Annotated in this window: 10 protein-coding genes; all 10 read left to right on the top strand. The window is 48.1% G+C overall.

What is annotated here, in order from left to right; all coding sequences use genetic code 11:
* The first annotated feature begins 42 nt into the window (after window positions 1–42).
* Window positions 43–1,728 carry an NAD+ synthase gene (locus tag LKI20_RS07170; protein ID WP_291772157.1) on the top strand — a complete coding sequence of 562 codons (1,686 nt, stop codon included), beginning with the start codon at window positions 43–45 and terminating at the stop codon, window positions 1,726–1,728.
* 193 nt (window positions 1,729–1,921) lie between these two features.
* The gene (locus LKI20_RS07165) at window positions 1,922–2,113 is read left to right on the top strand and encodes a hypothetical protein (RefSeq protein WP_291772154.1); all 192 of its coding nucleotides are present in this window, start codon (window positions 1,922–1,924) and stop codon (window positions 2,111–2,113) included.
* A gap of 140 nt (window positions 2,114–2,253) precedes the next feature.
* Window positions 2,254–4,629, top strand: a complete 2,376-nt coding sequence (locus tag LKI20_RS07160) for a formate acetyltransferase (RefSeq protein ID WP_291772151.1) — start codon at window positions 2,254–2,256, stop codon at window positions 4,627–4,629.
* A gap of 105 nt (window positions 4,630–4,734) precedes the next feature.
* Complete coding sequence (gene pflA / locus LKI20_RS07155; protein ID WP_434734911.1) at window positions 4,735–5,604, top strand: pyruvate formate-lyase-activating protein; 870 nt, start codon at window positions 4,735–4,737, stop codon at window positions 5,602–5,604.
* Window positions 5,605–5,920: 316 nt separating this feature from the next.
* Window positions 5,921–6,586 (top strand): DUF3000 family protein, encoded by a 666-nt coding sequence (locus LKI20_RS07150; RefSeq protein ID WP_291772146.1) that lies wholly within the window; start codon window positions 5,921–5,923, stop codon window positions 6,584–6,586.
* 161 nt (window positions 6,587–6,747) lie between these two features.
* Window positions 6,748–7,962: an HRDC domain-containing protein gene (locus LKI20_RS07145; RefSeq protein ID WP_434734950.1), complete on the top strand. Its 1,215-nt coding sequence runs from the start codon at window positions 6,748–6,750 to the stop codon at window positions 7,960–7,962.
* A gap of 47 nt (window positions 7,963–8,009) precedes the next feature.
* Window positions 8,010–9,389, top strand: coding sequence for a trigger factor (gene tig / locus LKI20_RS07140; RefSeq protein WP_291772138.1), 1,380 nt, complete (start codon window positions 8,010–8,012; stop codon window positions 9,387–9,389).
* A 148-nt stretch (window positions 9,390–9,537) separates the two neighbouring features.
* Window positions 9,538–10,155, top strand: coding sequence for an ATP-dependent Clp protease proteolytic subunit (locus LKI20_RS07135; protein ID WP_291772136.1), 618 nt, complete (start codon window positions 9,538–9,540; stop codon window positions 10,153–10,155).
* Between the two features lie 4 nt (window positions 10,156–10,159).
* Window positions 10,160–10,831, top strand: a complete 672-nt coding sequence (locus LKI20_RS07130) for an ATP-dependent Clp protease proteolytic subunit (RefSeq protein ID WP_291772133.1) — start codon at window positions 10,160–10,162, stop codon at window positions 10,829–10,831.
* 174 nt (window positions 10,832–11,005) lie between these two features.
* The gene (clpX, locus tag LKI20_RS07125; RefSeq protein WP_291772130.1) at window positions 11,006–12,313 is read left to right on the top strand and encodes an ATP-dependent Clp protease ATP-binding subunit ClpX; all 1,308 of its coding nucleotides are present in this window, start codon (window positions 11,006–11,008) and stop codon (window positions 12,311–12,313) included.
* The last annotated feature ends 72 nt before the right edge of the window (window positions 12,314–12,385 follow it).

Raw genomic sequence — 12,385 nt, 5'->3', positions numbered from 1 at the left:
TGTCTTAGATACTGATTCCAGCATCGGGCTTAGGATGGATTTATGACAAGCAGTGAACAACAATCATCATCATCCGGAATTCTGTTTGGCTTAGCCCAGATTGACACGTGTGTGGGAGATCTCGCAGGCAACGCTAACAAAGTTCTCGAGCAGAGCAGGCTTGCTTCACAGCAGGGTGCACAGATAGTCGTATTTCCTGAAATGACGCTTACTGGCTATCCTATCGAGGATTTAGCATTCCGTGCCACCTTCCGTAAGGCGGCCTGGCAGACAGCGAATGATCTGGCAAAGCGCTTGAAGAGAGAAGGGCTTGCAGAGATTTTTGTCATTGTAGGTACTGTTGGCACAGACCGAGAACATGATCGGCCGAGAAATCGTTTAGTAGTACTACATGATGGTGTGGTCTGGGCTGGCTATGACAAGCATTTCCTGCCCAATTATGGAGTTTTTGACGAATTCAGGATATTCACACCAGGGGAGCGGTGTGTGGTCCTTGAGATTCATGGGGCTCGTGTTGGAGTGGCTATATGTGAGGATATATGGCAGGACGGTGGACCGGTTGCACAGCTGGCGCAACAGCATATTGACGTGTTGCTCACTATTAATGGTTCACCATATGAAGAAGGCAAAGGACATGTGCGACAAGAATTAGCTATCCGTCGCGCAAAAGAAGTGAATGCACCTGTGATCTATCTCAATCAGGTTGGTGGCCAAGATGATTTGGTATTCGATGGAGGTAGTTTTGTAGTAGATGCTGCCGGCGAGCTACTTGAACATTCACCACAATTCTGTGAGGATTTGAGTTACTGGCACCTACCTTTGAATACCAGCGATGTTGAGAGTGCTGTTTCCACAATCCCGCTCTCCGTTGTCAGTCCAACGCTTGACGCTGATGAAGAAGTGTACCGAGCATGTGTGCTCGGTTTGAAGGATTACATGGCTAAAAATCACTTCACTGGGGTTTGCCTCGGCTTGTCAGGTGGTATTGACTCAGCTTTGGTAGCTGCAATGGCAGCAGATGCTTGTGGCGGTGACAATATTTGGGGTATTTCTATGCCAAGTATGTACTCTTCCCTTGGTTCTAAGGATGATGCTGCAGATTTGGCAAAGTATCTTGGAGCACATTACGAGATTCAGCCGGTCGAGCCATTGTTCAATGCCTATCAGCAACAGCTCCATCTTGAAGGTGTCGCCGCAGAAAATCTTCAAGCAAGAATCAGAGGTGTGATAGTGATGGCTTACTCCAACGCTAAAGGCCTCTTAGCTCTGGCAACCGGCAATAAGTCTGAGTTAGCTTGTGGTTATTCCACCATTTATGGTGACGCAGTCGGAGGTTATGCGCCGATAAAAGATCTACTCAAAGTCAGAGTTTGGGATCTTGCGCGTTGGCGCAATCGTTGGGCAGATGAGCATGGCGAGCAGCCACCGATTCCAGAGAATTCTATCCGAAAACCTCCAAGTGCTGAGCTTCGTCCTGGTCAGCAAGATTCTGACTCTCTGCCTGAATATGAGTTGTTAGATCAAGTTTTGGCGGCTTATATCGAACATGCTCACGGGCGTTCTGACTTGCTTGCAGACGGTTTTGATCCGGAAACCGTAGATACAGTGATGCGTTTAGTCGATAGAGCCGAATGGAAACGTAGGCAATACCCGATGGGGCCTAAGGTGACCGCCTTGGCCTTCGGTAGGGATAGGCGATTGCCGGTGACCAATGCTTTCCGTGAATAGTTTGAGTGCGCGCATCTGTACTGCTGTTGATTGAATTGGCAGGGAACTGCAATTCGATTAATTGTGTGATGAGATGAAATCACCAGCAAATAGGGACAATCTTGCAAATGACAGCACGTAATGCGATGTAAGTGAAACACCATGTTCCTGAAACACGGTGTTACCCAAATGCAGTGGTAGTGAAAGGGGAGTTATGAATACATCAGATAAGCAGTGGTATTTCAACACCGTCACCGAGAAGGCTGAACTTGGGCCGCAATCTCCTATAAGTCAGCGAATGGGGCCATACGCCACTGAGGAAGATGCTTTAAACGCTTGGAAAATTGTTGCGCAACGTAACAAAGAGTGGGAAGAGCAAGACCGCAAATGGAAAAGCGCTAAATAATACACAATTCTCGTATGCGTTGCGCTGAATGTGAGCAAGCTCACTATTTACTGTCAGAGCTTGCCCAGCTGTGCTCTGTACAATTACAAATACAGCGACGTGAAGAAGCGTCTACTGAAAAATAATACCAAGGAGTGTCTATGACAGCAGTTGAATCTACAGCCGTCTCGCAAGATGATCTCAAGGCTAAGGCATGGGAGAGTTTTACTGCGGGTAACTGGCAGAATGATATAGACGTTCGAGACTTTATCCAGAAGAATTACACCCCGTTTGATGGTGATGAATCCTTCCTTGCTCCCGCAACTGAGAAGACGAAGTCCTTGTGGAACTACCTGGACGAGCATTATCTGGCAGTTGAGCGTAAACAACGTGTTTATGACGTTGAAACGCATATTCCAGCAGATATTGATGCTTTCGCAGCCGGTTACATTGACGGTAAAGCAGCAGGCGAAACACAGGATAACGTCATCGTAGGTCTGCAAACCGATGTGCCATGCAAGCGTGCAATGATGCCAAATGGTGGTTGGCGCATGGTTGAGCAAGCGATTGTCGAAGCTGGTAAAGAGCCAGACCAAGAGATCAAGAAGATATTTACTCGCTACCGCAAAACCCACAACGATGGTGTTTTTGGTGTATATACTCAGCGAATTAAAGTTGCTCGACATAACAAAATTCTTACTGGTCTTCCAGATGCATATGGACGTGGCCGCATTATCGGTGATTACCGCCGCGTTGCGCTGTATGGTGTCAATGCGTTGATTGCTTTCAAAAAGCGCGATAAAGATTCTGTACCGTATAGGAACGATTTCACCGAGCCTGAGATTGAGCATTGGATTCGCTTCCGTGAAGAGCACGACGAGCAGATCAAAGCTTTAAAGAAGTTGGCAAAGCTTGGTCAGGAGTATGGTCTGGACTTGAGTCGACCTGCACAAACTGCTCAGGAAGCAGTTCAGTGGACTTACATGGGCTACCTTGCTTCAGTGAAGAGCCAAGATGGTGCTGCAATGTCTATCGGTCGTCTTTCCGCCTTCTTTGATTGCTATTTTGAGCGCGATCTCAAGAGCGGTTTGATTAACGAGACTGACGCACAGGAAATCATCGACAATATAGTGATGAAGCTGCGTATCGTTCGCTTCCTGCGTACCAAGGACTACGACAACATCTTCTCCGGTGACCCATACTGGGCAACATGGTCTGATGCTGGCTTTGGTGATGATGGACGTTCGATGGTCACTAAGACTTCCTTCCGTTTGCTCAACACCTTGACTCTTGAACATCTCGGACCTGGCCCAGAACCCAATATCACTATTTTCTGGGATCCAAAACTGCCAGAAGGATATAAGCGTTTCTGCGCACGTATCTCAATCGATACCTCAGCAATTCAGTACGAATCAGATAAAGAAATTCGTGCACACTGGGGTGATGATGCAGCCATTGCATGCTGCGTGTCCCCGATGAGAGTCGGTAAGCAGATGCAGTTCTTCGCGGCTCGTGTCAACAGCGCCAAGGCTTTGCTCTATGCGATCAACGGCGGCTTCGACGAAATGACCGGCATGAGAGTTATCGACGAAGGTTACATTGAGCCGATTACTCCGAATGAAGACGGCACGCTCGACTTTGAAAAGGTCAAGGCCAACTACGAGAAAGCTTTGCAGTGGCTAAGCGAAACTTATGTGCAGGCACTGAACATCATTCATTACATGCACGATAAGTATGCTTATGAATCCATTGAGATGGCTCTACATGACAAAGAGGTCTATCGCACACTGGGTTGCGGTATGTCTGGCTTGTCTATTGCTGCCGACTCACTTTCTGCTATCAAGTACGCTAAGGTCTACCCGATCTACAACAAGGACGCACAAGGTACCAAGGAGTTCTGTGAGAAGGGTGCCGACGATCTAATCGTTGGTTACAAGACTGCAGGCGAGTTCCCGGTGTATGGCAACGATGACGATCGTGCAGATGATTTGGCTAAGTGGGTTGTCAGCACAGTGATGAATCAGGTCAAGAGACTTCCTGTATATCGTGGAGCTGTCCCAACGCAGTCCATCCTTACGATTACTTCGAACGTAGAGTATGGGCACAACACAGGTTCCTTCCCGTCCGGACATAAGAAGGGTGAACCATACGCTCCAGGTGCAAATCCAGAGAATGGTATGGATTCGCATGGTATGCTGCCTTCGATGTTCTCAGTTGGCAAGATTGATTACAACGATGCACTCGATGGTGTGTCACTGACCAACACCATTACACCAGATGGTTTGGGTCGTGACGAAGACGAGCGAATCGGCAATCTGGTAGGCATTCTTGATGCCGGTAATGGTCATGGTTTGTATCATGCCAACATCAACGTGCTTCGTAAGGAACAGCTTGAGGATGCCGTCGAGAATCCTGATAAGTACCCGCATCTCACGGTGCGAGTTTCAGGCTACGCAGTGAACTTCGTTAAGCTCACCAAGGAACAGCAGCTTGACGTGATTTCCCGTACCTTCCATCAAGGTGCAGTTAGCGACTGATTCTTGCATATTAGTGCTAAATATTAGCTGATCATCGTACGGGGGTGGGGCTTAGAGTCCCGCCCCCGTACGCAATTGAGGAGGAGGACAAGGATGTCTCAGGTCATGGAGTTTCACACGACCAAACCTCACATGCTCAAGGAATCGAGGGAATATCAGCGACAAACGCTGATGGGCGGACTCTCCGGTTTCGAGTCTCCAATCGGGCTGGATAGACGCGATCGCTTACGCTCTCTTAAAGATGGCGATATCGGTTTTGTACATTCATGGGATATCAATACGTCCGTTGATGGTCCAGGGACGCGTATGACAGTATTTATGAGTGGATGTCCTCTTCGTTGTCAATACTGTCAAAATCCTGATACATGGAAGATGCGCGATGGTCAGCCGGTGTATCTGAGTGCAATGATTAATAAGATTGATAGGTATAAGGACTTATTCAAAGCAACAGGAGGTGGTATCACCTTCTCTGGTGGAGAATCAATGATGCAGCCGGCCTTCGTGTCGCGCGTGTTCAGAGCAGCAAAAGAAATGGGCGTACACACGTGTCTTGATACCTCTGGTTTTTTGAACAGAAACTATACCGATGAGATGATCCAGGATATTGACCTGTGTTTATTAGATGTGAAATCAGGCGATGAAGACACTTACAAAGAAGTGACAGGTGGCGTGCTGCAGCCGACTATTGATTTTGGTAATCGTCTGTCGCGCTTAGGCGTGAAAATCTGGGTTCGTTTTGTACTAGTCCCAGGGCTAACAGATTCAGTAGAGAATGTTGAGAAGGTCGCGCAGATTTGTGAGCAGTTTGGTGATGTCATCGAGCATATCGATGTGCTGGGATTCCATCAGCTTGGTCGACCAAAGTGGCATGAGATGCGCATACCTTACCCGTTGGAAGATGCTAAAGGGCCATCAGCGGCGCTTAAGCAACGGGTAGTCAAACAGTTCGAGAGCCACGGTTTTTTGGTGTATTGAATCAGCCAGTCCAGCAAGCTGAGCAAATCCTGCCTGTATTTGTAGATGAGACACCGTATATGCTGCTGATGGCTGATGAACCTTCGGTTGTGTAGGGATTAGAAAATACGATTCGCATTGTTGAGTCCAAGAATGGCGGAATAGCGTTGAATAATTCTTGTGATAGTCGCCGTTACTAAAAAAATCCCTACACAAACGGGTAGCACCTCCCAAACAGAGCAAAATTGGCACTTTACGAACGCTTATATCCACAAAAGAAAAATTATGCGTGGTGTCATTACTACGAAAGTGACTGATGTGCACATAATCTTGGTATATGGCCGAGATTTTTACCATTCCAGTGCATGATGCATCTGTTTCTCACTGTGGTTTTGACCAGACTGACTGTTCATTGATCAGACCTGACGATGTGCCTGATGATCTCTGGTATGCCGTTGAGTCTGTGCACCACATGGATAGAGTGGAATCCATCGATTATCATGAGCTTCGTGTACCTGCCAGTCTGGCGGATTTCGGTATCGGAGTAGAACTGAGTTGTACTCCATCCTCGAATCTCCAGTCTCAAAATCGGCGTAGTGCAAACCCTGAACATCCCAATATTCCACAAGCATTGGCACCAACTCATCGCCCGAGTGGATGGATTATGATTCTGTACTCGAGCGAGCCACGTTTGGAATGGGATTCTCAATGGCGGTGTGTTGCTTTTTTTAGTACAGAGATAGTAATACAAGAGCATGATTCGCTCACATCAAGTATGTTCCTCGATGAGATGATGGCGCATTTAACCAGCGTGCAGACAGACAGTGTGCGTGGAACTGTCACTGTAAGTGAGAACCAGTCATTTGGTGTCATTGAGCAGGAAGAAAGCTGTAGCTGTGAAATACGGGTATCATGGACGCCTGCGGGCGTAGAGTCGCATGGGCTCGAAGCTGATCTACAGGTGCAAATGTGGGCTCAGTATTTGAGGGATATGGCGTTTTAGGCGTCGTATCAGTAACGGACTCATCCACCGAGTAGTGCTGGTAGTTATCCGAAATCAAGGAGTTAGACGTATTGCTCAGCGAGAATCAAGAGCCGCGGTTGTTGGCTGAACCTCATCTTGGAGTTCCGAAAGTTATTGATACTCCGGCCGCTTTTCGCCAGATGTGTATGCATTTTGAACAAGCGCAGGGTTCCGTCGCAGCAGATGCCGAAAGGGCTTCGGGTTTTCGCTATGGCCATGAGGATTGGCTAGTGCAGTTTAAACGTGAAGGTGCCGGTATCGCCTTGGTTGATCCAATAGCTTTACGAGATACTGAGGTGTCTTGGGAGTTGTTCAATACTGCAGTTGGCTCCGCTACATGGATTATCCACGACTCATTACAAGATCTTCCTGGATATGCTGAATTAGGTATGAAGCCTCAAGCGCTCTTCGACACCGAGCTGGCTGCAAGAATGTTGGGCGCACATCATTTTGGGCTGGCTGCAGTCACAGAACATTATCTTGGATTGGTATTAGCAAAGGAACATTCAGCTGCTGACTGGTCGTATCGGCCGTTACCCCGAGATTGGCGCAACTATGCTGCATTGGATGTGGAGCTGCTCATCGACCTTGAATCATGTATGCGTGCGCAGTTAAAAGCTCAAGGTAAAGATTCATGGGCTCAAGAAGAATTTGCATGGCTACTCAAGCGGGGGCTAGCACCGAAGATTCCGCGTCAAGATCCTTGGCTGAGAGTGTCACACATCACAGATTTGCATCGTGACCGCCGCGGGCTAGCAGTGGTTAAGGAATTATGGACAGTTCGAGATGAGATGGCACAGCAATATGACATATCTCCGAGTTTGCTGCTTTCAGATGCAGGCATAATCGAGGCAGCAAAAATTAAACCTCGTAATTTGCGAACTTTCCGATCTATACGGTTACTCAATCAACGCGTGCGGGTCCATACAGGGAGTGAACAAGACAAAATGTTTGAGAGGTATGCGCCGATTCAGCGCATGGTAAAGCCTGTAGTTTGGAAAGAGGCAATTGCCAAAGCTCTGAACCTCTCGGATGACGAGTTGCCAGTATTACCTGTGCGGAGGAGTGAAAACAGTCACGGCGAGGATGGAAATGCGCCTCGTTCAATGCGATTGTGGCAGCAACGTCACCCTGAGCGTTTCGACAGACTGGGAAGAGTCCGTAAAGTGGTGAATCAGATAGCGGTGGACACGCGGACGCCATCTGATGTGATTATCAAACCACAGTATTTACGAAACTTGTGTTGGGTCGAAGATGTCGAACATGTCGACGTGGCTGAGTTCCTTGCCGAACAAGGTGCTAGGAATTGGCAGATTAGGCTAATTGCAGAGTCCGTAAGTCGAGCTATCATGTAACGGTTGCCTTGAGGCAGAATACAGAATGTGATGAATTGGAGCGCAGCGTGAAAATCAGCGTTAGGAATCTTGAGCCCACTAAGGTGAGGCTTACAATCACCGCCGATCAAGAGGAACTTGATCCCTATCTGGATGCGGCTCGCAAGGAAATTGCGAAGCAGGTTAACATCCCAGGTTTCCGTAAGGGACACGTACCGGGAAAGATTATTGATCAGCGTGTTGGCTACGGATCTGTTGTGAGTGAGGCAGTGAACAGTGGTGTACCTGAACTCTACTCAAAGGCACTTGCTGAAAAGGAAATTCATCCAATGGCTCAGCCAAAGCTGGATGTTAAGGAAGTTCCTGAGACTGCAACTGACGACACTAAGCTGAAGTTCACCGCTGAGGTTGAGGTTCGTCCGAAGTTCGAGCTTCCAGCAGTGGAAAGCTTGGAGATTGAGGTTGCTAAGCCTGAGGTCACTGATGAAGATGTCAACACTCGTCTAGAAGCACTCCGTCAGCGCTTCGGCACCTTGGTAAGTGTTGACCGTCCTGCGACTAAGGGCGATTATGCCAACATTGATTTGGATGCCAAGATTGGTGACGAGTCTGTAGATTCACAGGAAGGCGTCAGCTACCAGCTCGGTTCAGCAACCATGCTTGACGGTCTGGATGAAGCTCTTGACGGTCTTTCTGCAGAAGAAGAAACCACTTTTGAAGGCACACTTGAAGCGGGTGAGCATGAGGGTGAGAAAGCTCAAGTCACCGTCAAAGTGAACTCTGTCAAGTCTGAAGAGCTCCCAGAGCTTGATGATGATTTTGCTCAGGAAGCATCAGAATTCGATACTTTGGATGAACTCAAAGCTGATGTTCGCAAGCAGAGCGAAGCCGATGCCGAAGGCCGTCAGGCCACGGTAGCCAGAGATGCCTTTATCGCCCGTTTGCAACAGGGCGTTGAAATCCCTGTTCCTAAGGGCGTTAAGGAAGAGATGCTTGCTGAGCGCGAGAAGAACGCTCAGAATAATCCTCAGGCTCCTGAAGAAGACAAGGCTGCAGCTGAAGAGGCCGTTGAAAAGGAACTGCGCGATCAGATTGTGCTTGATGCACTTTCTGAGCAGCTCAAGATTACGGTAAGCCAGGCTGATGTGACGAACTTCTTGGCATCTATTGCGCAGCAGTACGGCATGGATCCCAGCAATTTCATCAATGCCATTGTCAACAACGGTCAGCTCGGTTCAGCCGTGCAAGAAGTAGGCCGTTCAAAGGGTCTGCTCGCAGGTATGCGTGCAGTGACTTTCAAAGACAGCGAAGGCAATGTGCTTGATTTGACGAAGTTCCTCGGAGATGAAGCTGAGGAAGAGGAAAAAGAAAGCGTCGAGGCGGCTTCCGCAGCAGCAGCGGTTGCTGACCAGCTGTCCGATAACCACGACGAGGCTTCGGCAGAGTAGTAGTTTACCGAGCGCGTAATTGGTGGCCCCGAAAACCCATGAATTTGTGGGTCTTTGGGGCCTTTGCATAGCCGAGAGCGCAAAGCCGCCTAGAGCGTCGATTCTGGGCTGTACGCTCAATACATAACCACACATAGAAGGAGACACGGTGAGCAATTCTCTTGCAACTTCACCGGTTCTGGCTGAGGGCGAATCGTTCTCGCCGACCGATCCGATTTTCAACCGTTTGCTTAAGGATCGCATTATCTGGCTCGGTGATGAGGTTAAGGACTCCAACGCCAACGTCATTTGTGCACAAATGTTGATGCTTGCTGCAGAGGATCCGAGCAAGGATATCTGGCTGTATATCAATTCACCTGGTGGATCGATTACTGCAGGTATGGCAATTTATGACACTATGCAACTCATTGAGCCTGATGTAGCGACTGTGGCTGTGGGCATGGCAGCTTCCATGGGTCAGTTTCTGTTGTCAAGTGGCACTAAAGGCAAGCGTTTTATTACTTCGCATGCCCGTGTGCTTATGCATCAACCATCCGGTGGTGTGGGCGGCACACAAACAGATGTTCGCATCAATGCTGAACTCATCATGGATATGAAGAAAACCCTTTCCCAGCTGACTGCAGAACAGACAGGTCATACGGTCGAGGAAATCTATCGTGACAATGAGTACGACCACTGGTTTACTGCCGAAGCTGCATTGAAATACGGTTTTGTAGACAAAATTGTGACTACTCCAGGCACGATGAACGCCCAGAAGGGAGAGTGACGAGATGGCATCTCAAGAAGCCCAGTTCGTTGCACGCGCCGACAGACTTGCCGGAGCGCGTGGAATTACTAGTATCGCCGCTGAAAATCGTTACGTTCTTCCTCAGTTTGAAGAAAAAACGCCGTACGGTTTCAAGCGCCAGGACCCATACACCAAGCTTTTCGATGATCGCATCATATTCATGGGTGTACAGGTTGATGATGCCTCTGCAGACGACATTATGGCTCAGTTGCTCGTTTTGGAAAGCCAAGATCCAAATCGTGATGTGATGATTTACATCAACTCGCCTGGTGGCTCAATGACCGCCATGACTGCCATTTATGACACGATGCAATACATCAAGCCTGATGTGCAGACTGTATGCTTGGGCCAAGCTGCTTCCGCAGCAGCTATACTGCTAGCGGCAGGAGCTCCTGGTAAACGTCTTATGCTGCCTAATGCTCGCGTTTTGATTCACCAGCCTGCTATGCAGCAAGATTTCGGCAAGGCAACCGAAATTGAAATTCAAGCGAAAGAGATGCTTCGCCTGCGCGAGTGGCTCGAAAACACGCTTTCTCATCACACTGGTCAGCCTGTAGAAAAGATTCGTAAGGATATCGAGACGGATACCATCCTCACAGCGGCACAAGCCAAGGAATATGGCATTGTTGACGAGGTCTTGGAGAACAGGAAGTAGTCAGGTTATAAGACTGTTGTTAACAGTACTTACTGTTGTTATCAGTTAACATACCTCTGACTGATGGCGTAGGTACTGTGCAGACGACGAGAGTCGTTATATGCATGTCCCGTTGCTCGGTGCACAATAGTGTGCAGAGCAACGGGTTTTTTATAAGAGGCTTCAGGAGGACAGATGGGACGTGTGGTCAGCTACAACGAGGACATCCCACGTTGTGAGTTCTGTGGCAAAACGGAGCATCAGGTTCGTAAACTGGTTACTGGTCCAAATTCTGCAATTTGCGACGAGTGTATTGAACTGTGTGTTGATATTATTTCGGAAGAACGCAAACATGACGTCGAAGTAAATGCGTTAAAACTGCCAGTACCTAGCGAAATATTCGCCTATTTGAACCGTTTTGTTATTGGGCAACAGGATGCCAAGAGGACACTTGCCGTAGCTGTTTATAATCATTACAAGCGCGTCAATCTGGAATTGCAACAATCAGTTAAACAGATAGATAATAAGTCGCGGTCGCAGCAATATGATGATTTTGCCGACGTAGAAGTTGCGAAATCAAATATTCTGTTATTAGGGCCTACCGGGGTAGGAAAGACCTATTTAGCTCAAACCTTAGCCAAAGTGATGAATGTTCCCTTCGTGATTACTGACGCGACGACTCTTACTGAGGCTGGCTACGTTGGAGATGACGTTGAAACGGTGCTACAGCGCTTGTTACAGGCGGCTGACGGTGATGTTGATCGAGCTCAACATGGCATTATCTATATCGATGAAATCGATAAAATCGCACGAAAATCAGGTGAGAATACTTCGATAACGCGCGATGTTAGTGGTGAAGGAGTTCAGCAAGCTCTGCTGAAAATACTTGAGGGAACAATCGCCAGTGTGCCTTTGGAAGGCACGCGTAAGCATCGTGATCAGGAGACCGCACGAATCGACACTAGGGGCATCCTGTTTATTTGTGGTGGCGCATTTGTGGGACTTGATCAAATCGTCGAACAACGTCTGGGCAAACATGCAAGCGGTTTTGGTGCCTCATGGCATACGCTGCAACCAAATACAGAAGAGTTATTAAACGAGGTAGATGCCGATGACCTTTCAGAATTTGGATTACTACCTGAATTCATAGGTCGACTACCTGTAGTGAGTGTTCTTCATGAACTCAGTGAGCAGGAACTTGAGCATGTTCTCACGGATCCTGCGAATGCTTTGGTGAAGCAATACAAGAAGCTGTTTGCAAGCGATGGTGTGAAGTTGCAGTTTACTGAAGATGCTATAACGCGCATCGCTAGGACTGCATTGAATCGTAGAGTTGGTGCTCGTGGTTTGCGTTCAATTATCGAGAAAACTCTAGAATCAACGATGTTTGAATTACCTGAACTGCGCGATGTTGAGACGATTATCGTTGATGGAGACGCCATTGATGGTAAAGCGGAACCGCAACGCATCCATGATGAAGAGCCACAACGCAAAGCAGCTTGATGCTAACTGCACGGTTGAGGGTGCAATATCGAACATGCGGTATGACGCTATGTGCCGGTGAAGGGAAATTTT

Source organism: Bifidobacterium sp., from assembly GCF_022647885.1.
Taxonomy (GTDB): Bacteria; Actinomycetota; Actinomycetes; order Actinomycetales; family Bifidobacteriaceae; genus Bombiscardovia.
The sequence above is the reverse complement of the archived record's forward strand: the minus strand, read 5'-3'. Positions and strand labels throughout refer to the sequence as shown.

Bases quoted from the DNA above. Each gene is read 5' to 3' on its own strand.
- LKI20_RS07170 (WP_291772157.1), top strand. From the start codon at position 43: ATGACAAGCAGTGAACAACAATCATCATCATCCGGAATTCTGTTTGGC.
- LKI20_RS07165 (WP_291772154.1), top strand. From the start codon at position 1,922: ATGAATACATCAGATAAGCAGTGGTATTTCAACACCGTCACCGAGAAG.
- LKI20_RS07160 (WP_291772151.1), top strand. From the start codon at position 2,254: ATGACAGCAGTTGAATCTACAGCCGTCTCGCAAGATGATCTCAAGGCT.
- pflA (WP_434734911.1), top strand. From the start codon at position 4,735: ATGGAGTTTCACACGACCAAACCTCACATGCTCAAGGAATCGAGGGAA.
- LKI20_RS07150 (WP_291772146.1), top strand. From the start codon at position 5,921: ATGGCCGAGATTTTTACCATTCCAGTGCATGATGCATCTGTTTCTCAC.
- LKI20_RS07145 (WP_434734950.1), top strand. From the start codon at position 6,748: ATGTGTATGCATTTTGAACAAGCGCAGGGTTCCGTCGCAGCAGATGCC.
- LKI20_RS07130 (WP_291772133.1), top strand. From the start codon at position 10,160: ATGGCATCTCAAGAAGCCCAGTTCGTTGCACGCGCCGACAGACTTGCC.
- clpX (WP_291772130.1), top strand. From the start codon at position 11,006: ATGGGACGTGTGGTCAGCTACAACGAGGACATCCCACGTTGTGAGTTC.